Genomic DNA, 21,895 nt, shown 5'->3' on the forward strand with positions numbered 1-21,895 from the left:
GTGGGTCCGCTATGCTACCGGGCTTCGATCAAGCCCATCATGCCGCTGTCCTCGTGGTCCAGGATATGACAGTGATAGACGGTTTTACCAGGGAAGTCATCGAAGGCGATCCGGACCCGGACGCTGCTGCGGGCCGGGACGTTGACGACATCCTGCCACTCGGGGCTATCCACCGGCTGGCCGGCCTGTTCGACGACCTGCATCGGCCACACGTGCAGGTGCACGGGGTGGTCCATCGGGCTCGTGTTCCGCAGAGTCCATTCCTCGATGGCACCGGCGGGGACCGTGGTGTCAACCCTGGTGGGGTCAAACGGCCTGCCGTTGATGATGAAACTCATCTTCCCGGATCCCATCCCACCGTCCATGCCGCCGCTGTTCATGCCCATTCCCATGGCGAAGACCAGTTCCCTGTGGGCGGTCACCGTGGTGGCCCGCAGGTCCCTGGGTGCCGGCTGCGGCGGGACCGGTCCCGGCGTAGCCGCCGGCGCGCCGGTAACGTAAAGGGTGGCCAGGACGGTCCCGTCCGGGACGGTCCGGGATTGTCCGCCACCGTTATTGCCCCCCAGCATGGCTCCCATGCCGCCCCTGTCCACCGGCAGGGCCTGCAGGATCGCGGTCCCTGCGCCAGTGGTGACGAGCAGGTCGGCCCGGTTGCCCGGGGCCAGCAGCACCTCTTCAACGTCCTTGGGACTCTGGAAGCGGCCCGAATCCAGGCCCAGCAGTTGCAGGTGCTGGCCGTCAAGGCGTAGTTTCAGGTAGCGGGAGGCGCAGGCATTGACGATCCTCCACCGTTCACGCTCGCCCGGTCGGGCGGCCAGGGCCGGGTTCAGCTGCCCGTTGACCAGGACCAGTGCACCTTCCCGGCCCATCACCTTCTCCATCGCGGACACGGTGGCGGTGGAACCGCCCCCGGTGAGGGAGATGTCCGAGATGACCAGGACCCGTTCCCTGGTCACGGGCACGGGTCGGGGGTCCTGGACTATGATCGCCCCGTACAGGCCGCCGAAGACCTGGTCGGCGACGCTTCCGTGGTGGTGCGGGTGGTACCAGTACACGCCCGGCGGATGGTTCACCGGCAGCCGGTACTCATAGTTAAAGAACTCTCCCGGGGCGATCGAAACCAGCACGTTGTCGCTGTTACCCTGCGGGGAGACGTGCAGCCCGTGGACGTGCAGGTTGGTCGGATCACCCAGGCTGTTCTCCAGCGTCACGTTCAGCCGGTCCCCGGGCTGCAGGATAAGGGTGGGGCCCGGCAGGGACCCGTTATAGGACAGCGCAATGGCGTCTCTACCCGCGATCCGCACCTGGCCCCGGGCCGCTGACAGTTTTATCTGCAGCCGGCCATCGGCACTGCGCAGGGCGTGCGGTTCACTCAGGTCCAGGCCGCCGGCGGCTTGGAATCCCATGGCCTGGTTCCAGAGCAATCCGGCCGCGCCCGTCGCTGCCGCCGCAGCACCCACACCTCCCAGCATCAGGGCACTGCGGCGGCTGAGAGGTTGCATCAGGCATCGTCCCCGAGGACCTTGAGCCGTTCACGGTATTCCTCTGTGCTCAATTCTCCCTTGGCGTACCGTTCGTCCAGAATCCGTCGGGCGGTAGTGGCGCCCATAGCGCTTGGGCGTTCCGCGCCCGGGCCAGGGCCTCGGCCGGTCCCGGATCGGTTAATTCCCCCGGAAAAAGTCCGCACAGCAAGGATCACGAGCAGGACGACACCGATAATCAGGAGCAGCCAGAATAGCCACGTCCAGTCCATCATGAAACCGTATCCGTTCATCACTTTCCTGCTCCGTTCCTGGTTCCCCGGCCACTGTCGTGACGGCCGGCGCGGGGGTCATGGCAGTTCGTGACCGGAAGCGGCTCGGGCCACAACGCCGCAGTCCCGGGTTTGGTTTTGGGCTGGTGACGGCTCAGGCAAGGGACAGGAAGAGCTTTTCCAGGTCCTTCTTGTTCATGGTGGGATCTTCTTTGGTGATGCACTGCTCCAGACCACTGGCGATGATAGCGAACCCGGCCCGATCCAGTGCCTTAGAGACCGCGGCGAGCTGGGTGACAATGTCCTTGCAGTCCCGGCCCTCTTCGAGCATGCGGGTGACGGCGGCAAGCTGGCCTTGGGCGCGTTTGAGTCGGTTGACGACGGGGGTGAGTTCTGTCGAATCGAGTTCCATGATGGGCTCCAAGGCTGGGTGGATGTTGCACTAATTTTATACCGCTGGGGGTATATAGTCCAGCCGTAGGCCGTGCGCATCCGGCCCGGCGCTGACTACTTGCAAGATACCCCCTGGGGTATTACCGTTGTGGAGAGAGGAACGGAGAATCCCCTCCCGGAAACTCCCCCACCGCCCAACGAAGGAGAGCCCCATGCTTTTAGAGCGCATCTACGATGAAGACCTGTCCCAGGCCAGCTACCTGATCGGCTGCCAGGCCAAGGGCGAAGCCCTTGTGGTGGACCCCCGACGGGACATCGCCGTCTACCAGGCCTTGGCGGCAGCGAACGGGATGAAGATCGTCGCCGTCACCGAAACCCATATCCACGCGGACTTCCTCTCCGGGACCCGCGAACTGGCCGCCGCGACCGGTGCCACCGCTTATGTCTCCGGTGAGGGCGGGGTGGACTGGCAGTACGGGTTCGCCGCCGAACGCCTGAGCGACAACGACGAGATTATCCTGGGCAACATCACCATCAAGGCCGTGCACACCCCCGGCCACACGCCCGAGCACCTGTCCTTGCTGATCACCGACGGGGCGTTCGCCGACACTCCGGGATACTTGCTCTCCGGGGACTTCGTCTTCGCCGGTGACCTGGGCCGCCCTGACCTGCTGGACGAGGCCGCCGGCGGCATGGACACCCGCTTCGCCGGGGCCAAGCAACTCTTCACCAGCCTGCGGGATAAATTCCTGACCCTGCCGGACCATGTTCAGGTCCACCCCGGCCACGGCGCCGGCAGTGCCTGCGGTAAGGCCCTGGGCGCTATCCCTTCCTCCACGGTCGGTTACGAGCGGCTCTACGCCTGGTGGGGGCCGTACCTGGCCGCCAACGACGAGGAAGGCTTCATTAACGAACTCCTCAACGGCCAGCCCGACGCCCACGCCTACTTCGGCAGGATGAAGCGCGAAAACCGGCAGGGTCCGGCCGTGATGGGCGAACGCGCCCCGCTTGAGGAACTGCAGAGCGCTGACGTCGCCCGGGACCTCGCCTCAGACACAGTAACGTTCGTGGACACCAGGGCCAACACCGAGGTCCATCAGGGTACCGTCACCGGCTCTGTGAACATCCCGGCAGGGAAGTCCACCGCCAGCTTCGGCGCCTGGGTCGTGGACCCGGAAAAGGACAAGAACCCGCTGGTGCTGCTGGCCCCGGACCGGGCGTCCGCGCAGCAGATGTGGGACCACCTGGTCCGGGTCGGCATCGACCAGGTCGCCGGCTACCTCACCAGCACCGAGGGCCTGCCGGCGAGCACGCCGAAACTGATCCGGCCCGAAGAACTCGAAGGCTTTGACGCCGCGATGGTGCTCGATGTCCGCAACCGCACCGAGCATGCCGCCGGGCACATCCCCGGCTCCCATCAGCTCAGCGGCGGCCGGCTGATGTGGCACCTGGAGGAACTCCCGACCGCAGGCACCATTGTGTCCTACTGCCAAAGCGGGGTCCGGAACTCCGTGGCCGCCAGCGCGCTGCGCCGCGCGGGCTACGACGTCGTCGAACTCCACGGCAGCTACACAGGCTGGGCCGCCTGGCAGCAGTCACGCGACACCCTCTCCAGCAACTGACCTTGGCCACAACTGAAACAAGTGATTGCGGTGTACGGCCCGCGGTCACGCTGGGCCTGCGGCAGAACCTGGCCCAGTTCATACTCCTAGTCGCCGTCAACGCCCTCGTCGGCGGCACCCTCGGCCAGGAACGCACGGTATTGCCCCTGCTGGCGGACCAGGTCTTCCACCTGAACCTCTACACATCCGCGCTGACATACATCCTGGCCTTCGGGCTGGCCAAGGCCGGAACCAACTACTTTGCCGGCACCCTCTCGGACCGCTACAGCCGAAAGCCGGTCCTCGTGGCAGGCTGGCTCATCGCCATCCCCGTGCCCCTGCTGCTGATTCTCGGGCCCTCCTGGGGCTGGATCGTCGCCGCGAACGTGATCCTGGGCATCAGCCAGGGCCTGACCTGGTCCACCACCGTGATGATGAAGATGGACCTCGCCGGGCCGGCCCGCCGTGGCCTGGCCATGGGCCTGAACGAGGCGGCCGGCTACCTCGGCGTCGCCGCCACCGCACTGGCCACCGGCTACATCGCCGCCAACTACGGGCTGCGGCCGGGGCCGTTCCTGCTCGGCGCCGCCTACATCGCACTCGGCCTTGGCCTGTCCGTCCTGTCCGTGAAGGAAACCCATCACCATGCCAAACTGGAAGCCGCCAACCACACCACGGCCCACGCCGGTGCGCACGCGGATCTAAGCAATCGGCAGGTCTTCACCCTCACCAGCTTCCGGGATAAGTCCCTGTCTTCGGTCAGCCAGGCCGGCATGGTGAACAACCTCAACGACGGCCTCGCCTGGGGACTGTTTCCCGTCATGTTCGCCGCGGCCGGACTGACCATCGAAAAGATCGGCATCCTCGCCGCCGTTTACCCCGCCGTCTGGGGCGCGGGTCAGCTCGCCACCGGCGCACTATCCGATAAATACGGCCGCAAACCGCTGATCGTAGGCGGCATGGTCGTCCAGGCGGTGGCACTGGGCATGGTCGCCGTCGGCAGCAACTTCGGGTTCTGGCTGGCCGCAGCGGTCCTGCTCGGCGCCGGCACCGCCATGGTCTACCCCACCCTGCTGGCCGCCATCGGCGACGTCGCGCACCCGGCCTGGCGGGCCCGCTCCGTCGGAATCTACCGGCTCTGGCGGGACGGCGGATTCGCCGTCGGCGCGCTGCTCGCCGGGATCCTCGCCGATGCCTACGGCATCCCGGCCGCCGTCACCGTCGTCGGTGCCCTCACCGCGGTCTCAGGAATCCTCGTGGCCGTCCGGATGCGCGGCACCGACCACAAACCCGCCATCTAAGCAACCGCACCGGCGCCGGAGTAGACCCCTCCCACCGCCGAGTCCGATTCACGACGCCGGCCAGCCAGAGACCGACGTGACGGCGACGCGCGGTCTCCCCGGACCTCCGATTCACCGTACGCACTTATTTCCCGAGAATACCCCATGGGGTATATTTCAATGACAATCCAGCCAAATAGGAGAGCAAGCAGATGTGCCGTGCAGTGACATGTAAGACATGCGGTAAAACGACGTGGGCCGGCTGCGGTCAGCACGTTGACCAGGTTATGCGCGGGGTTCCCAGCTCCCAGCGCTGCCGCGGACACGAGCAGGAAAAGTCCACAGGGAGGGCCTTCTTCGCGAAGCTGTTCGGACGCTAAGCCCACCCTGCCGGCCCACGGTACTGGGGCAATGGGGAATAGCGAAAGCGCCGGAGGAAACATCCTTCGGCGCTTTCGCTATTCCTTTGTCGCCACTGTCAGGAAAGGATTGCCTGGATGGCAACGTAAGCGGCAATTACCAAGACCAGGATGCCAAAGCCGCGCTTGAGCGCTGCATCCGGAATCCTGCTGCCGATCCGTCCGGCCACGAGCGAGGCAGCCATCGCGGTTACGGCGAAGGCTGCCGTGACGGCCCAGTCGATCTGCAGGTCGCCCATGTGGGCGGCGAAGCCGGCAGCGGAGTTAATGACGATGACGACCAGGGATGTGCCGACGGTCAGCGCCATCGGGAGCCCGAGAACCAGCGTGAGGGCCGGGACGATCAGGAAACCGCCCCCGACGCCGAGCAAACCGGTCAGGAACCCCACGACGGCGCCGGTGGCGATCGCCTTGGGCAGGCAACTGCGCCAGTTGATCCCGCCGCCGGGGAGGGCACAGGCTCCTCCGGCTGCTGTGGACGGTCTGAGCATCCGAACCCCGGCGAAGACCATGATCGCGGCGAAGACCAGCAGTAGGATCTTCGGGTCAAGGAGCCGGTTAACTACCGCCCCGAGGTAAGCGGTCACGGTTCCTGCCGCGCCGATGATCAGCGCCAGGCGCCAGTTCACCCCGGCGCGCAGCCGGGGCAGCACCGCGACGGCTGAGGAAGCGCCGACAACGACCAGCGACGTGGGGATCGCCGCGGCAAGCGGTAGCCCCACGCCATAGACCAGGGCGGGCACGGCGAGAATGGATCCGCCGCCTCCGACCAGGCCGAGCAGTGCGCCCACGATCAGCCCGAACGCCGCAGCGGAGATGATCATACGCCGGCGCTCAGGCTCTGCAGGGCCTGGTGCGCGGTCGGCTCATTAGCGGAGCGGTTCCACGGCATTTTAGAGAGCACCTGTCCCATGGCGCAGCTGTTCGTCGCTGCGGAAAACGTCAGCCCGGCCCCGATCCCGCCAGCGATCAGCCCCAGCTTGGGCGAGACGAATTTGCTGCCAAGCACGCCGGCCAGGACGAGGGAGCCAGCGGCCATCCGGACCTGCCGCTCCAGCGCCCAAGGGCCACGGCCGCGGCCGCGGCCGCGGATCACGTTACCGCCGGCGGCTGCATACGCCGGAACCCCTCCGGAGAGGACACTAACACCGGCCCGACCAACAGCATCCAGGTGCTTGCGGGCCTGCTCGGCCCGGTTACCGGACTGGCAGACAAGGACCACACGGGTACCCATCTTTGCCGCGAACTCTTCCGCATGCTCGCTGAGCATAGCCAGCGGTACATGATAGGAGCCCAAAATGTGCAGGGAATCAAACTCTGCGCCGCTGCGGACGTCAACGATCATCAGATCGTCGTGGTTATCCTCCCAAGTCTTCAGGGTCGAGGCATCGATGGACCTGGGAGCGGCATCAGGGGCGTTGGTCGTGTTCAAGGAAGTCATGATCTCTTTCGGTGTGTCTTGGAGCGTTTCTGGTGGCGGCCCGCGTTTACGGGTTGCCGCCGGCCACCGTCCGGTTCCCCATGTCAGAGACACGGGCAGGGTCCGGGCAAGTGGAAGCCCGGGCGGCATGTGGGGGACATGCCGCCCGGGCGGTCTGGTGAGCTCAGCTGATGGGGAAGCCTGCGGCTGTCCAATCGAGCATTCCGCCAGGCATGGTGTACGCAGTGAAGCCTGCGGCCGCGAGCTGCTCCGCGGCCACGGCGCTGCGGCGTCCGCTCCGGCATACTGCGATGACGGGACGTGATTTGTCCAGGTCTTTGAAGCGCTCGGGCAGTTCGCCTAAGGGAATGTGCCTAGCGCCGGGGATCATGTCTAGGGCGACTTCAGCTGATTCGCGGACATCCACAATTTGGGCGTCGCCGCCGTTAGTGAGCTGCTCCGAGAGCTGCTGTGGGGTAATTTCCATGGCTAAACCTTTCGGTAGGACGGGGCTGTCGCGGTGGGGCCGGACGCCGATGATGGCGGGCGTTCGTTCATTTAATTATTATACCCCTAGGGGTATAATAATTAGTCTACGGCAACCATCGATATTTCCGAAAAGACCTTTAGCGGCATCATCACCGGCGACGACACCGTGCCGGTGGAGTTCTGGGTAGCCTGGTGCACGCCCCGCCTGCCCACCCTGAGGGACTTGGGGAAAAAGACCCTCGTCGCCTCCCAGCCGGGGGCAATGAACGCGACCGGACCCGAGAAGCTCATCACCGGCATCAAGGATGCTGGACTTGGAAGAGATACGGGCGATAATGGCAGCCGAGTAACCCTCATTGGCAGCAAATGCGGGATCCCAGCGGACGACGACCAGGGAATACTCTTGCGCGGCTGGGTTCCGTGGACGGTTACTGGCGTCAGCTTGGTAGCTGGCGGTGGGCTGAATTGCCGCAGCCGGTTCGTTTCTGGCAGGCCTGCCACATCTGCTGGGCTGGGCGTTGCGGGAGCGCCTCCAACTGGAATGGAGGGCCGTATCGCCCCCGTTACACACCCCCGTTGACGGCGATGCGCATACTACCTGCCGACCCATTTTTCCCGCGAAGGCGCGTCCGTCGAGCAGCCGGTCAGCCTAACGGCAGCGGGCGTCACCGGCGAATGTATGGCCAAGCCGGCCGCTGTTCGTGCCGGGCGGCAATGACTGGACGCAGGAAGGGGGCGGGCCGGTTGACCCGGTGGCTGGAAGGACACCACATCCCGGCCGCAGCGCAGGGGCACCCGGAATTTACCGTTACCTTCGACTCCCCGTCCTAGATGGGCCCGATCGGCTACGGCCGGCTCCGGCCCACCCATGACTTGCTGGAAGAGACCCGACCTCCTTGTCTTTGCATGCAAGGCGCCCGGCGACATCAAGCGGCAAAGGTGTTGATCCGGGCGTCGGGGCTCTCCCCGGGCAGGCCGACGACGGGTCTGGGGCGCCCGCTCTGGGCCGCAAACATGGCTTCGACGACGATCTCCGAGGCCCTTAGGCATGGTCAAGGACCATGACGCGCTTGGCCCCCGTGTCGAACCGGGCCCGGGTATCGAACTGAGCCCTGATGTCGAATTTCTGGCACGCCTCCTGGTCCCGAAGGTCGAACGGAATCAACCCGACGAAGAGAACCGTGGTGTTGAATGCTGCCAGGCGGTGCATAGGCATACGTGCACGTTCATCGCTCCGGGCTCCGGGTCACCATCGCAATGCCCGGAAGCTCGTCCATTTTCCCGTCGGCCCCGCCATGTAGCTGACCCCCTCATGACGACACACAATGGTTTCAATCGGGAGGCATGTAAACCTTCCAGGACCTCGAGGTAGCTCTCCCCCGGGACCACATAGAGCCGTCGAACACCGTGGGCCAGAAGCGACTCGACAACGACGTGACCTGCCGATACCGCCGGGGGAGCATGGACGTCAGTGGAAGATGTCCCGCAATCAGCCCTTTTCTGCGTCGTCGCGTCTTTGCCTGTGGTGTGGACGGCGACGTTCAGTAACGGCATGGTGTTTCCTTGTCTATGAATTAGCGGTGTCGCGATTGCCTCCGGCGTTCTCAGGCGTGGAGTGAGGCGGCGTCTTCGAGGTTTTTGCCCTTGGTTTCCGGTGCCATGAAGTAACTGGCTCCGGCTCCGACCAGGGCAATGCCAGCGGCGATCCACATGGTCCCGGAGAGTCCCAGATGGGTCAGGGCCAGGGGCGTGGCGAAGGTGCCGATGGCGGCCCCGATGCGACTGGTTCCGGTGCACAGGCCGACGGCGGTGGCCCGGACCTTGGTCGGGAACAGCTCGTTCGGGTAAATCCATTCCAGGATTGAGGGCCCGCCGTTGAAGATGGCGTAGAAGGCGAAGGCCAGCGCGATAAGGCCAAGCGGGGCGGTGGGGAAGAGGGCGAGGAACAGCAGGCCGACGCCGGAGAGGATGAAGCCCCAGATCAGGACGGGGCGGCGGCCAAGCTTATCGACGACGAGCAGGGCAACAATGTTGCCGACGAGGAAGAATAGATTGATCAGCCCGTAGCCGATGTTGGCTGCGTCGCCGGACTCGAGGTGGAACAGGGCCAGGATCTGCGGTCCAAAGGCGTAGATCGAGAACAGCGTCACGATGGTGCAGGTCCAGAAGATGGAAATGAAGATGACGCGGTTCAGGTAGCCGCCGGTCAGCACCATTTTGAAGGCCTTGCCGGTGCTGAGCTTGACGGCGTTGGGATCGTGGGCCGTGATCCCGTCCAGGGTTGCTTCTTCACCGATGGTCTTTTTCAGGATTACCAGGGCCTCGTCGTGGCGGCCCTTGCCGACCAGCCAGTGCGGGGATTCCGGGATCGTGGCCCGGGCAATAAGGATCAAGACGGCCGGTACCGCCGAGGACAGGAGCATCCAACGCCAGCCGTCATCGAGCGACAGCAGCCAGTAGCCGACAAAGGCTGCAACGGTGGCCCCGACGAACCACATGGCGTTCAAGCCGCCCAGCAGCCGGGCCCGCCAATTTGACGGCACGAATTCGGCAACGAGCGCGGTGGCGATCGGATAGTCGGCGCCGACGGCAATACCGATGAGCAGGCGCAGAGTGAACAGCTGCCACGGCTCATTGGCCCAGAACTGCGCAATCGAGAACACGATGATCGCGACCAGGTCGATCGTGTACATGAGCTTGCGGCCGATTTTGTCCGTGATGTTGCCGAAGACCAGTCCGCCAATGAACACCCCGACCAGTGCGGAAGCGCCGATGAGCCCGTTCCACCACTCGTTCATCTGCCATTGGGGGATGATCTGGACCAACGCGATGCCGATGATGGCCAGAATGTAGCCGTCCAGGAACGGACCGCCGGAGCTGAAGAGGGTCAGTCGCTTGTGGAACGAGTTCAGCGGTGCTGAATCGATGGTTAGTTGGGAGGTGGGTGCTGGAACGGGTGCGTGGGAGAGCATGATGGTTCCGATCTGGGCTTAAGGAAAGCGGCGATGGTTGCCCAACAGATCCGTGACCGGAGGTGGGTCAGGCTGTTACGGCTGCGACGGCATCGATTTCGATGCGCTTCTGGCCCCGGAAACGGGCAACCTGCACCGTGGTACGGGGAGGCAGTGGATGGCCGCTGAGCCGGGTGAGGTAGGCGGCGTTGAAATCGTCAAACTCGTCCAGGTCCGCGAGGAAGACGGTGAGTTTGAGGAGGCTGGACAGGTTGGAATGTGCATCCGCCAGGGCGTTTTCCAGGTTGTCGAAGGCCTGGACCACTTGGCCGGCAATGTCGGCCGGGGTCGTGCCGTCGGCACGGGCCGGTATCTGCCCGCAAAGAAAGATGATGCCGTTGACGGCGGCCGAGGCCGAGTAGGGCCGTGGTTTGCCGTCGGAGAACTGGATGCGCTCGATGCTGCTCACCGGTCCGCCATGAGGTAGTTCCGGGAGAGCTGATACATGCGAAGCCATTCGTATTCACTTACTTTCAGAGGATTTTGACAGATGTTGGCGTCCTGGCGGTCCAGGCCGGTGGTGCCGGGAAGGACAACGACGACGGTGTTCTCCCCCTCTGACCGCGGCAGCAGCGATGCTGCCATGGCTGCGCTGGGCGGCTCACTTGCCGAGGTGACGGAGCCATGGTGGACGGAGAGGTATTCCGTGCCGGCCTTGGTGGAGATGGCCACAATAATGGTGCGCTGCAGGTTGGCGCTGCGCCGCAGCAGCAGGTCATTCCACAGTGGGCGCGGGATCCCGGACACCGTTGTGCGGCTGACCCGGACTTCTTCGGCGCCGCCGCTGGCGGCCAGGTCGATCAGCTGCATCGCCGAACGCAAGGCCGGCTGGTCCGGGCAGTCGAGTTCGTGCACGGTGACGCCGGCCCAGGCAGTCGACCTGGTGGCTGCGGCACGCACGGGCTGGGACCAGTCCGCCGCGAGTAGTTGCTCCAGCAGGGCAAGCCCGTGCTTTGAGTCGACTTCGGCCCGCAATACGGCCAGTCCGCCTTCCTGCGCCTCGGCAGGGTCCGCACCCGCAGCGCACAGGGCGCGGAACGCCGATTCGACGATCTCGCGGGGCTGGACGGAGCAGACGGCGGTCCCAGATACTGTGGTCCCAGATACTGTGGTCTCAGACATTGGCCTTCTCCTTGGTGGTGTCCATGACCTCGGCGAACAGGCGGCTGAAGTTGCCGCCCAGGACCGCGGCAATGGTGCCATCGGTGAGTCCGGCGGCCACTAGTCCTTCGGTGAGCCGGGGGAAGTCTTCGGGCCCGGTGAACCAGTTGGGCCAGGCGGGCCACCGGGGTGAGTTTTCCGGTGCGGTGGGCTGCCAGCGTCCGTTGCGGAGCCACCCGACGAATTCGTGGTCCCAGCCGCGGGTGCAGTCGCTGCCCAGACCGACATGTGAAGGCCCATACTGGTCCACCATGCGTGCGACCATGCCGGCAAAGCTCTCGATGGTCATGTGCTCGCCACCGCTGACGGTCGGGTAGAGGCAGCAGCCAATGACTCCGCCGCGGTCAACGAGCGGCTGGATGACATCGTGGGGCTTGTTTCGGGGCGTGTCAAAGAACCACAAGGGGTTTGAATGGGTGATCGCGACGGGCACCGTGGAGGCCTCGATGGCCTCGCGGCTGGTGCGGTACCCGACATGGGACAGGTCAATCAGCATCCCGACGCGGTTCATCTCCGACACCACCACACGTCCGTAGCGTGTGAGGCCGGAGTCCTCGGCCTCAAAGCAGCCGCCTCCGAGCAGGTTCTGGTTGTTGTAGGTCAGCTGGGCTATGCGGACGCCGAGGCGGTGGAAGAGTTCCACATAGCGGTAGTCGTCCTCGAAGGGGCTGGTGTTCTGGAAGCCAAGGAAAACGGCGATCTTGTTTTGTTCCTTCGCCCTTTCGATGTCGGCGCCGCTGGTGGCAAGGAAGAAGAGGTCGTCGTTGCGGTTGGCCAGTTCGAGCCATTGGGCGATGGAGCGGATGGTTTCGGCGGCGTTTTCCCAGACGGCACAGGTGGCGTTGACAGCGCTGACGCCTCCGGTGCGCAATTCCTCCAGCACCGGCCGGCTCCAGTTGCTGATCTGCAGTCCGTCCACGACGGTTGCCTGCTGGTGCATACTCATTATTTCTCTCCTTCAGGTGCCAGCGGAAACAGCCAGTCGTCGTCGTCGGTTCCACTCATGACCTCCGCCACGCGCGGGGCGCCGCTGAACAAGGTGACGCGAACCCAGTCGGTGGACTGCGGGCTGAAGTTGTTCATTCCGTACGTCGCCAACTGGAAGCGTTGGGTGCTCAGCGGCAGGAATTGTGCATCCACGAGGTTGTCCTGCACATCGCCGTAGCGGTAATCCTTGGTCTGCTGGATCCGTTCGGCAGCGAATCGGTCGTCCGGATGGGCCAGCAGGAATTCGGCCACGCTGGCCCCGTCGGGGAAGGCCGCCAGGTCGGCCGTCAGCGTGTTGATGCGGCGTGCAACGTCCGTGCAGTGCTCCACCGTGCCCGCCGCCTTCTGCGTCCGTTGCGCCCGCCGCGGTTCTTCGCTGTCCGCGGAGGTGTACCAGTAGTAGAGGGAGTGCTCCGGGGCGGCAAAGTCGTAGCTGCGGGTCCAGCCGTAGTTCTGCTCCAGCAGTGCCCGCAATTCGCCGCAGCGCATGGCTGGGTCGAAGGCCGGCGGAGCGGCCACAGTGAGAAGTGCGTCGGCTTCCTGGTCAAAATCGTTCCGGAGTTCAATGACGATGGAGGCAAAGAGACCGCGGGCTTCCGGGCTGAGGTCGGCCGCCAGTTCGTGCAGGCGCGCCAGCACGGGAGCGGCCTTCCCTCCGGAGGCCATGAAGGTCTGGAGTTCGCGGAGCAGCTGGCGAAGTTGCGGTCTGATCGAATCGGTCGACAGGAACGGCACGGTCTTCAGTTCGGACTTTTCCGCCAGGTGCCGGTCCGCCCTGTCAAGAAGTTCGACAACCCGGCCCAGATCAGGATTTTCCGGTGCGTAACTGGCGGCGAGTCCCACCGCGAGGGGAAGCTCGCGGAGCTTGCACCAGGCGTCGAGGTAGCCGGGGTGGTTGACCAGGAACGGCACCATGCCCAAGCCGGTGGCGTTGCCCAACCCAAAGTACTTGCCCCACTGCGCATTCAGGGGAACAGCATCGGTTCCCGCGGCCCGCGCCTTAGCCTTGGCAACATGCTCCACCAGGTCCATGCTGAGCTCGCGCAACAGCCACGCGGCGAGCATTTGAGAACGGTAAGGGACAGACAAGGGGTGGCCGGCCGGCAGGGTGGCCAGCTCCTTGAGACCGAACTTGCCGTTGCCGTAGAACGCGGTGCTGCGGATCAGATAGGGGCTGGGGCCAATCTTCGCAACGTCGGGCTGGATCCCCGCGGCAAGGCAGTCGCTGACATAGTCGAAGAAACGGGCGCTGCGGTTGGCCCTGGTCATGATGATTGTTTCCGGGTCGGTGCGACCTTGTTCCTGGACCGTGACATTGCGGCGCAGCTCCGCCTCACGCTCCGGGCTCAGAACACCTTCGATGAGTGCCGCCGTGACGTCCCAAGCATTCGCGATGACCCTGTCGGTGCGTTCGCTTTCTTCCAGTGCCTGGCAAAAAGCGATGAACTTCAAGCTGTAGCCCTCGGCGTCGATGGTGTAGACCGCGGTACCCCGGCCCAGCTCGTCCAGCTCCAGCCGGGACTTGGTCACGCGCCATTGATGGGAGGCCGCGCGGCGGAGCATAGTGCGGGCAAAACTGTGGCGTGTGCCCCAGGCGCCGTTCATGTCGGAGCCGCAGAGCACAGCCTCCGGGGCGCGCAGCTCACACCTGGTTTCTTCGTCGATGAGGTTCATGGTCATGCCTTCTTGGGGGCCAGGCGCAGATAGGCGGTCTTTTCGTGGGTGAAGAAAGTGGCGGCGGCGGCGCTGTTCTGCTCCCGGGGTCCGGCGAAGGTGGAATCCTTCATACCCCCGAACGGTGCATGGAGCTCGGACCCTGTGGTCGGGGCGTTGACCTTGACCAAGCCTGCCTGCAGCGCGGAAACGCAGCGGCGAATGGCACGCTCATCACTGCTGAAGACAGCGGCGGTGAGGCCAAAGACGGTGTTGTTGGCCAGTTCAATGGCCTCCTCCAGGGTCTCTGCGTGCAGCACTGTGGTGACGGGGCCAAATACTTCCTCCTGGCAGATGGTCATGGAGCGCGGTCCGGTCAGCACCGTGGGGGCGACGTAGCTGCCTTCCCCCTTCGGCAGGACCGCCTGGGCCAGGATTTCCCCACCTTCCGAAAGCGCTTGTTCGACGGCGGCGTTGATTTCTTCACGGGCCGACGGCGAAACGACGGGGCCGATCTGGACCGAGGCATCCGTGCCCGGTCCCAGGACCAGCTTCGAGACTTTGTCCTTGACTCGTGCCAGGAAGTCCTCGTGCCCGCCGCCGACCAGGATCACGCGCCGCGTGGCGGTGCACTTCTGGCCGGTGGAACCCATGGCGGCGGCGACAACACTGGTGGCAGCCAGTTCAGCATCCGCGTCCGGAAGGACGAGTGTGGCGTTGTGCCCGCCGAGTTCAAGCTGCAGTTTCGCTCCCCGTCCGCAGACAATCCCACGGATGTGGTGGCCGACCGGCACGGAGCCGGTAAACGTCACACCACCTACCAAGGGATCGGACACCAGTTCCGAGCCCAGCTGACCTGGGCCCAGAATCAGGTTGACGACACCGGCGGGGATGCCGGAGGCGGCCAGCGCCTCCATCAGCAGAACAGATACACCAGGCGTATTACTAGCCGACTTCCACACCACCGTGTTCCCGTGCAGGAGCGCCGGAGCGATCTTCCAAGCCGGAATCTGCAGGGGGAAGTTCCACGGGGTGATCACCCCGACCACGCCCAGCGGCCGCCGCACGGTCAGGATCCGCTCCTCCGGGTGGCTGGAGGGGAATTCGGTGCCGACGGGATTGCGGGCGGAGGCGGCATGGTAGTCAAAGGTGTCCGCCGATGCGTCGACCTCCATCCGGGACTCCGCGATCGTCTTGCCGTGTTCGGCCGTCATGACGGCGGCGATTTCCTCGGCCCGTTCCCGGATGGCTGCTGCGGCGGCGGCCAGGACCCGGCCGCGTGCCAATATGCCCAGCCCGTCCCAGGACGTGCCTGCAGAAGCGGCGGCCTGGATCGCCTGCGCCAGGTCCGCGGAGCCGGCCTGGTGGTAGCTGGTCACTGCCTCCTCCGGCACTGCCGGGTTGTGCCGGGACACGAATGCACCGGATCCGTCCACCCAGGTACCGTTGATGAAGCTGCTGGCTGGCTTGGTCATTACAGGCATTGTCAATCCTTTGTTCCGTTCCAATCTGTGACTTCTCTCACGGACAACGCTAGACGCATCGCGTTGCAAAATAAAATATCTATTTGACGCCCATCAATACCTGTCTAATCTTGATTACATGAACCTCAGACGTCTTGAACTCTTTGTCGCAGTCGCCGAAGAGCTCCACTTCAACCGGGCAGCCCAGCGCCTCCACATGGCACAGCCGCCGTTAAGCCAGCAGATCCGCAAGCTGGAGGAAGAGTGCAAGGTGGCCCTGTTCGTGCGTAATTCCCGCAATGTGGAACTGACAGCGGAGGGTGAGGTGCTCTTGGAGCACGCGCGCAAAGTCCTGGCTCAATACGCCATCATGACGGCGGCCCTGGCGCACGCCAGGGACGGCGAACTTGGCCGGCTGAGACTTGGCTTTGTTTCTTCGGCAGCTATCTACATGGTGCCCGGGCTGGTCCGGGACATGCGCTCTTGGTGGCCGGGAATCGATCTGCAGTTGCGCGAGGAGACCACGGATATGCAATTGGAGCTCATTGCCGCCGGCAGCCTTGACGCGGGCATTGCGCGGGAGGTGCGGACAGTGGCGGGCATCAGTGCCACCGTGCTCATGCACGAACCCCTGGTGGTCGCCGTGGCCGCCGACCATCACTTGGCCACCCGGTCATCTGTGGCCCTAAAGGAGCTGAAAGGTGAGGCCTTCATCGCTTTCCCGCGAAGCCGCATCTCCTCGCTCTTTGACCACATTTCGGCACTGCTCCATGCCGTGGGTGTGGATTTCGACATTGCCCAGGAAGCCGTCCAGTTTCCCACCATTCTCGGTTTGGTCTCCGCCCACCTGGGCATCGCGGTGGTGCCGGAGTCGATGCGTGCGTTTGCCATCCCGGGCCTGGTCTATCTGGACATTGAGGACGCCAACGCCACCTCGACCGTCAGCCTGATCTACTCCACGGAAGCCTCCAACCCCCTGCTCGTGTCAAAAATCAGGGCAGCGTTCGGGAAATCCTCGCCGACTGAGCCGGCGCGACCTCACGGGACGAATGAGCCGACGGAGCCAGCCGCCGTGCCAGATCCCGGCGTGTCACCTGGTGCGCCGTCATGAACTGCGGGTCAGGGCTGTCTTGAATTTTTTTGAGGGCGTTTCCCAGCATGTGTTGTCGATGTAGCTGCAGATTGGCGGCCGATGGCGGAGCGGGCCTGGCGTAGTTGCGCTGAGTCAGGACGAGCGTGGGGGTCGGGGCGGGCGTCGGGCAGAGATTTAGCCTGTGAGGACGCGGCTTGCGATGTCCAGGAATTGCTGCGTCAACTCATCAGCGCCACCGTCCGGGAGGACTGCTGAAAGTTGTGAGGTTGCGTTGTCCTCAGCCAGTTCGCGGTAGACGAGTCCCGGAAGTACGGTGGCCCGGACCGAGGCTGGAACGATGGCCACTCCCATGCCGCTGGCGACCAGGCCCAGTGTCGTGGGGAAAGCGAGGACCTCCATAGCATCGCTGAGATCAATGCCTGCATGCTGGCAGAGCGCGGAAATTGTCCGCGACATGGCGGGCGCAACATGCTTGGGCAGGACGATGAACCGCTCCCCCTGCAGGGTACTGAGTTTGACGTGATCGGTCGCGGCCGTTGGGTGGCGGTCCGGGCATGCAAGAACCAATTTTTCCCGCGCGAGCGGGATAATCGAGGTTCCGCGCGCGTGGACAACATCGCGGACTAACCCCAGATCCATTTGACCGCTAAGAACCAGTTCGATCTGCTGCTGCGAAGGCATTTCCTGCAGGCTGAGCCTGACGTCCGGATGTTCGTGACTGAAGGGGGCAACGATCCGCGGCAACAGGTCGTATGCTGCCGACGGAACAAAGCCGACGCGTAAGTACCCCTGCCGTCCGGAAACCAAATCGGCAATCCGCTCTTTCACATGCGTTTCGGACGCGGCGAAAACCTTTGCCTGCTGCGCCACGGCCACACCCAACCTCGTGAGAGCGACCTCCCGGGTTGTGCGATGCAGCAGGCGTGCGCCCACCTCCCGTTCCAAAAGATTGATCTGCTGGCTCAGCGCGGGTTGTGAGAGGTGCAGGCGCACCGCTGCGCGCCCGAAGTGGAGTTCTTCTGCCACCGCAAGGAAATACTGCAGACGTCTGGTTTCCATGCCTCTATTTATATAAGGAAATCTTATATATGCGCAAGTATTTCCGCCTTCTGTTTCTTAGTGTCGAGGGTCACTATTAAGAGCGATCCCGGTGGTCAACGAAACCCCCGGACCCTTCGACAAACGAGGAACCTAAGATGAACATCGCCCACATTGGCTTCACGGTCTCAGATCTTGATGCGGCCATCGACTTCTTCGTGAACCACTTCGGATTTCATCTGCGACACCGGCAGATCCAAGACAACCCGTACACGAGGGCCACCGTGGGGGTGCCCGATGCCGTCATCGACAACGCAATACTTTCGACCGCCGAACACCTTGGCGCGGAACTGCAGTTGCTTCAGTACATTCAGCCTGAATGCGACGGCTCGTTTCTGCCCGCTCACCACCCGGGTGCAACCCATCTCGCCCTGGTTGTCGACGACATCCGAGAAATCTACGGTACTTGCATCAATTCGGGCGTCGAGTTCGTGTCACCGCCAAATGAGATAGACACCGGGCGAAACACTGGCGGAATTATCGCCTACGCCATTGGGCCCGATGGTCTTCGCGTGGAACTGTTTCAGCCAGCTACCGTGTTCAGCTTCTAGTAATGCATACCCACAAGGAGTCACCGATGACTAGTACCACCTCGAACACGGTTTTGTCCCCACGCGAACGCAGAAAAGCAATCGTCGCCGCGGCCGCTGGCAACTTTAGCGAGTGGTACGACTTCAGCGTATATGGCGTCGTCGCAGCCGTCATTGCAGTGAACTTCTTTCCCGCCAAAGACCAGTTCGTTGCGCTTCTCAGCACTTATATCATTTTTGCTCTTACGTACATCACACGCCCGCTGGGCGGCCTTCTGACCGGATGGATTGCCGACACATACGGTCGGCGACCCGCGCTTGCTCTGACCATTGCCGTGATGACAGTGGCTACGGCAGCCGTGGGAGTGCTCCCGTCTTACGCCGCGATCGGAGTGGCGGCACCGATCCTGCTGCTCTCATGCCGCTTGCTGCAGGGGCTCGGAGCGGGCGGCGAGTACGGCTCGGCCATAAGTTTTCTCTATGAGCACAGCGCCCCAGAGCGGCGAGCCCGTACCATCAGCTACTTGGTCTCGAGCACATTCCTCGGAGTGCTCGCTGGCGTAGGATTCGCCAGCCTCCTCAGCGCAATCATAGGCAATACGGCATTCGCGGAATGGGGATGGCGAGTGCTGTTCATTATCGCGCTCCCCATCGGATTGATCGGGATGTACATCCGGAAACATGTTCAAGAGACGCCAGAGTTCATCGCGCTTCGCAAGGCCGACGAACTTGCCAAGGTCAAGCCCAGCCCCGTACGGGACTCGTTCAGATCGCACAAGGCAACGATGGTCGTCTTCATTCTGGCGATCGGAATCTATCCGTTGATCACCACGACCATCACGTCATACTTCACTACCTTCCTAGTCCGTACTGTGAAGATTGCGCCGAGCGAGGCCTACACCATCACCCTGATCACAGACGTCGCCCTCATTCTCGCGGCGCTAGGCACCGGGATGATCGTCGACAAGATCGGTATGTATCGCACACTTCTTAGCGGCGCCCTTCTAGTCGCGGTCCTTGGTGTACCAATTTTCTTGATCGCCTCTGGTGGCCACTCCGCATCGATACTCGCGGGTGTCATTCTCGGAGTTTGCGGAGGCATACTCGCTGTACCGGCTGCCCTGGCCGTTTCGCAGATGTTTCCACCCACCGTTCGTGTCACAGCCGGATCGTTCTCTTACAACATCACAGTGATCCTGTTTGGCGCGACCGGCCCTCTGCTCGGCGTCGCGCTAACGGGACAGAGCGGAAACGTATACGCGTACGGGATCTATCTCTCCACGATTGCGCTTGTCTCCGCGGGGGCAATTTTCCTGGGGCGCAGCCGGATCCGTCGAGTCGACGGCATCGACGCCCATTCTTCGATTCCCCCAGAATCACTCGTTAACGTCAAGCGCTGACGAAGACTTACTAATCCAAATTTTCTATCGAAAGGCCAGCAGAGATGCGAGCTGCAGTTCTTCGCGAAGTTCCAGGAAAATTCTCCATCGAGAACGTTGATCTAGACAAGCCACGCGGGGAGGAGGTTCGCATCCGCACCATGGCGGCTGGAGTCTGCCAAACCGAGCTCCACATCATGGAGGGCCGTAACCCGGCCCTTCTACCAACGGTTCTAGGCCATGAATCGGCTGGCGTCGTGACCGCGATCGGCGAAGACGTCACCCACGTTAAGCTTGGTGACCATATCGTCACATGTGTCTCGAGATTCTGTGGAGAATGCAGGCAGTGCCTGACGGGACACCCGTCTCTCTGCCACGCCGTGTCAACGGGCAGGGCCGCCGGTGCGCCCCCTGCGCTCTCACAGAACGGTAATTCGATCAATCAGTTCGTCGGCCTGGCATCGTTCGCAGAGGAGATGCTCGTTCATGAAAGAAATACGGTCAAAATTGACCGCGACATCCCATTTGACCGTGCAGCGTTGGTCGGCTGTGCCGTCTTGACCGGCTGCGGAGCCGTGTTCAACTCGGCTCAGGTCCGCGCAGGAACAACCGTTGCGGTCATCGGTTGTGGTGGTGTTGGGCTCAACTGCATTCAGGGGGCACGGATCGCCGGGGCGCTGAGAGTGATCGCGATCGACAAATCCGCCGCGAAATTGGCCCTCGCGAAACAGTTCGGCGCTACGGACGTTATCGACGCCAGTTCCTGCGATCCGGTCGCGGCCGTAAGAGACCTCACACTTGGCGGCGTCGAGTATAGCTTTGAAGCGATCGGACTTCCCTCGACGATCGAGCAGGCAATCGCGATGCTCAGCCGAGGCGGGGTGACGACCGCAATCGGAATGATCCCAGACGGAGCGACGGTTAGGGTGAGCGGCGCCGACATGATGGCAGAACGCCGACTGCAGGGTTGTCGTATGGGTTCGAACCGGTTCCGGTTAGACGTCCCGAGACTGCTCGAACTGTACAAACAGGGACGGCTTATGCTCGACGAGCTTATTTCGGACCGAGTAGACCTCGACTCAGTAAACCAAGCTTGCGCGAAGCTAAAGTCAGGTGCGGCCGCACGTAGCGTCATCATGTTCGAATAAACTGCTGACCTCTTCTTCAAATAGCGGCGCTTTTGACGCCTTTTTAAGTTACTCAACCTCTAGTGAGGCTTCGCCTCTGACCGCGGAGGTGGTTGGTTGGCTAGCGCTGATGACCTCCGCTTCGCTCTAGCGCATTCTGAAGGGATGCGATGGGCGTGTGGCGATGGTGGTGGTTGTGGTGGGAAATATGTGACACTAATGCGGAGTTCCATACCCGGATAGTGGAGATGACAGGTAACGAGCTACTCAGGATGCATATGAAGTCCCTGGCTGGCCGGGTACCTTGGCTGTTCGCACACACACCCGACCAGGATCCCCGCATCCAATGCGCCGAGCACCTTGCCCTTTGCAAAGCAATATACGACGGAAGGCCCAATTTAGCAGCCGCTCTGGCTTTGTCGCACATTGAAATGGGGCGCAAACCATCCTTGGAGGCGCTTAAAGGGGTCTTGCCTCCGAAGTAGCGCGGTCCCCCGATGGCAGAGGCGATGACAGCTACGAGGGTGCCGAACGCGACCAAGGTGAGCTGGTGCCACTGCACCGCCATGAACAGCTCGACACGTTCGTATCGTAGAAACCGGACTGGTTGCAGAACGCAAGTTTCTTCACTCAGGGTTGCCATGACCGTTTCGTGGCATATTTTTCGGTGGTCGCTTGGCCGTCGCGGCAATCGTGCCCGCAGACATCACCGGCTCCGGAACGATCTGCGTGGCCACAGACCCGACGTACCCTCTTTTTGAGGCATGAGGAGGCCCTGGACACCAGTGCCGTCGTGGATGCCTTCAGCCCGATGGAAGGGCCTCCGCCTCCCGCCAAGAAGGGTGAAAACTAATGAATATGGAGACCCAATGTGGAGAGTTTGGGGAGACTTAAGTTGAAATAGCCCCTTATCGGGGCCATTGCAACTACCGAAATCCCCGTCATTCCGGGCTTTTTGAGCCCCCTGTCGGATTCGAACCGACGACCCCCGCTTTACAAGAGCGGTGCTCTGGCCAACTGAGCTAAGGAGGCGTAACC

The 21,895-nt window shown here is 63.1% G+C and carries 21 protein-coding genes, 1 tRNA gene and 2 pseudogenes; 9 read left to right on the plus strand and 15 right to left on the minus strand.

The annotated features are described in order from the left end of the window. Nucleotides 1-14: 14 nt before the first annotated feature. From IV500_RS19335 to IV500_RS19345, 3 genes are all read right to left on the minus strand, one after another. Entirely contained in the window at nt 15-1,502 is a 1,488-nt protein-coding gene (locus tag IV500_RS19335; RefSeq protein ID WP_196398455.1) for a multicopper oxidase family protein, read from the minus strand. After that, entirely contained in the window at nt 1,502-1,774 is a 273-nt protein-coding gene (locus tag IV500_RS19340) for an SHOCT domain-containing protein (protein ID WP_196398456.1), read from the minus strand. Before IV500_RS19340 ends, IV500_RS19335 begins: the two co-directional genes overlap by 1 nt. A gap of 133 nt (nt 1,775-1,907) precedes the next feature. After that, nucleotides 1,908-2,165 carry a metal-sensitive transcriptional regulator gene (locus IV500_RS19345; protein WP_196398457.1) on the minus strand — a complete coding sequence of 86 codons (258 nt, stop codon included), beginning with the start codon at nt 2,163-2,165 and terminating at the stop codon, nt 1,908-1,910. Between the two features lie 193 nt (nt 2,166-2,358). Here IV500_RS19345 and IV500_RS19350 point away from each other — a divergent pair, with 193 nt between their 5' ends. From IV500_RS19350 to IV500_RS22505, 3 genes are all read left to right on the plus strand, one after another. Continuing rightward, entirely contained in the window at nt 2,359-3,768 is a 1,410-nt protein-coding gene (locus tag IV500_RS19350) for an MBL fold metallo-hydrolase (protein WP_196398458.1), read from the plus strand. 2 nt (nt 3,769-3,770) lie between these two features. After that, a complete protein-coding gene (locus tag IV500_RS19355) occupies nt 3,771-5,048 on the plus strand; it encodes an MFS transporter (RefSeq protein WP_230855207.1) in 1,278 nt (425 codons plus the stop codon). A gap of 191 nt (nt 5,049-5,239) precedes the next feature. Further along, entirely contained in the window at nt 5,240-5,407 is a 168-nt protein-coding gene (locus IV500_RS22505) for a DUF8730 family Cys-rich protein (protein WP_512699641.1), read from the plus strand. Nucleotides 5,408-5,505: 98 nt separating this feature from the next. Here IV500_RS22505 and IV500_RS19360 read toward each other — a convergent pair whose 3' ends face one another. The 3 genes from IV500_RS19360 to IV500_RS19370 all read right to left on the minus strand — a co-directional run bounded on the left by IV500_RS19360 (nt 5,506) and on the right by IV500_RS19370 (nt 7,353). Continuing rightward, the gene (locus tag IV500_RS19360) at nt 5,506-6,270 is read right to left on the minus strand and encodes a sulfite exporter TauE/SafE family protein (RefSeq protein WP_196398459.1); all 765 of its coding nucleotides are present in this window, start codon (nt 6,268-6,270) and stop codon (nt 5,506-5,508) included. Further along, nucleotides 6,267-6,887 carry a rhodanese-like domain-containing protein gene (locus IV500_RS19365; protein WP_196398460.1) on the minus strand — a complete coding sequence of 207 codons (621 nt, stop codon included), beginning with the start codon at nt 6,885-6,887 and terminating at the stop codon, nt 6,267-6,269. Before IV500_RS19365 ends, IV500_RS19360 begins: the two co-directional genes overlap by 4 nt. Before the next feature lie 163 nt (nt 6,888-7,050). After that, nucleotides 7,051-7,353: a rhodanese-like domain-containing protein gene (locus IV500_RS19370; protein WP_196398461.1), complete on the minus strand. Its 303-nt coding sequence runs from the start codon at nt 7,351-7,353 to the stop codon at nt 7,051-7,053. A 691-nt stretch (nt 7,354-8,044) separates the two neighbouring features. On the opposite strand from IV500_RS19370, the pseudogene IV500_RS21710 reads away from it, so the two are divergent. Further along, a pseudogene (locus IV500_RS21710) lies at nt 8,045-8,283 on the plus strand (acetolactate synthase); the annotation flags it as partial. 40 nt (nt 8,284-8,323) lie between these two features. Here IV500_RS21710 and IV500_RS19375 read toward each other — a convergent pair. The 7 genes and pseudogenes from IV500_RS19375 to IV500_RS19405 form a co-directional block, all read right to left on the minus strand. Continuing rightward, nucleotides 8,324-8,771: pseudogene (locus tag IV500_RS19375) on the minus strand (thiamine pyrophosphate-binding protein); the annotation flags it as partial. A gap of 188 nt (nt 8,772-8,959) precedes the next feature. Further along, nucleotides 8,960-10,327, minus strand: coding sequence for an MFS transporter (locus IV500_RS19380; protein WP_196398462.1), 1,368 nt, complete (start codon nt 10,325-10,327; stop codon nt 8,960-8,962). 67 nt (nt 10,328-10,394) lie between these two features. Next, on the minus strand, nt 10,395-10,775 hold the full coding sequence (locus tag IV500_RS19385; protein WP_312875995.1) for a RidA family protein: 381 nt from the start codon (nt 10,773-10,775) through the stop codon (nt 10,395-10,397). After that, entirely contained in the window at nt 10,772-11,488 is a 717-nt protein-coding gene (locus IV500_RS19390; protein WP_196398464.1) for a hypothetical protein, read from the minus strand. Before IV500_RS19390 ends, IV500_RS19385 begins: the two co-directional genes overlap by 4 nt. After that, nucleotides 11,481-12,473, minus strand: a complete 993-nt coding sequence (locus IV500_RS19395) for a membrane dipeptidase (protein WP_230855208.1) — start codon at nt 12,471-12,473, stop codon at nt 11,481-11,483. The genes IV500_RS19390 and IV500_RS19395 overlap by 8 nt, the downstream gene beginning before the upstream one ends. Further along, nucleotides 12,473-14,194, minus strand: coding sequence for a hypothetical protein (locus IV500_RS19400; RefSeq protein WP_230855209.1), 1,722 nt, complete (start codon nt 14,192-14,194; stop codon nt 12,473-12,475). The genes IV500_RS19395 and IV500_RS19400 overlap by 1 nt, the downstream gene beginning before the upstream one ends. Beyond that, on the minus strand, nt 14,191-15,642 hold the full coding sequence (locus tag IV500_RS19405; RefSeq protein ID WP_230855210.1) for an aldehyde dehydrogenase family protein: 1,452 nt from the start codon (nt 15,640-15,642) through the stop codon (nt 14,191-14,193). The genes IV500_RS19400 and IV500_RS19405 overlap by 4 nt, the downstream gene beginning before the upstream one ends. A gap of 127 nt (nt 15,643-15,769) precedes the next feature. On the opposite strand from IV500_RS19405, the gene IV500_RS19410 reads away from it, so the two are divergent. Further along, a complete protein-coding gene (locus tag IV500_RS19410) occupies nt 15,770-16,741 on the plus strand; it encodes a LysR family transcriptional regulator (protein ID WP_196398466.1) in 972 nt (323 codons plus the stop codon). A gap of 156 nt (nt 16,742-16,897) precedes the next feature. Here the strand turns inward: IV500_RS19410 and IV500_RS19415 are convergent, their stop codons facing one another. Then, nucleotides 16,898-17,782, minus strand: coding sequence for a LysR family transcriptional regulator (locus IV500_RS19415; RefSeq protein ID WP_196398467.1), 885 nt, complete (start codon nt 17,780-17,782; stop codon nt 16,898-16,900). Between the two features lie 137 nt (nt 17,783-17,919). On the opposite strand from IV500_RS19415, the gene IV500_RS19420 reads away from it, so the two are divergent. From IV500_RS19420 to IV500_RS19435, 4 genes are all read left to right on the plus strand, one after another. After that, on the plus strand, nt 17,920-18,372 hold the full coding sequence (locus IV500_RS19420) for a VOC family protein (RefSeq protein WP_196398468.1): 453 nt from the start codon (nt 17,920-17,922) through the stop codon (nt 18,370-18,372). A gap of 26 nt (nt 18,373-18,398) precedes the next feature. Further along, the gene (locus IV500_RS19425) at nt 18,399-19,751 is read left to right on the plus strand and encodes an MFS transporter (protein ID WP_196398469.1); all 1,353 of its coding nucleotides are present in this window, start codon (nt 18,399-18,401) and stop codon (nt 19,749-19,751) included. 44 nt (nt 19,752-19,795) lie between these two features. Continuing rightward, complete coding sequence (locus IV500_RS19430; protein WP_196398470.1) at nt 19,796-20,878, plus strand: Zn-dependent alcohol dehydrogenase; 1,083 nt, start codon at nt 19,796-19,798, stop codon at nt 20,876-20,878. A gap of 149 nt (nt 20,879-21,027) precedes the next feature. Then, a complete protein-coding gene (locus tag IV500_RS19435) occupies nt 21,028-21,342 on the plus strand; it encodes an FCD domain-containing protein (RefSeq protein ID WP_196398471.1) in 315 nt (104 codons plus the stop codon). A gap of 473 nt (nt 21,343-21,815) precedes the next feature. Here the strand turns inward: IV500_RS19435 and IV500_RS19440 are convergent. Then, nucleotides 21,816-21,889: transfer RNA gene (locus tag IV500_RS19440), tRNA-Thr, on the minus strand. Nucleotides 21,890-21,895 lie beyond the last annotated feature (6 nt).

It is taken from the genome of Arthrobacter terrae (genome assembly GCF_015708085.1).
GTDB lineage: Bacteria > Actinomycetota > Actinomycetes > Actinomycetales > Micrococcaceae > Arthrobacter_M > Arthrobacter_M terrae.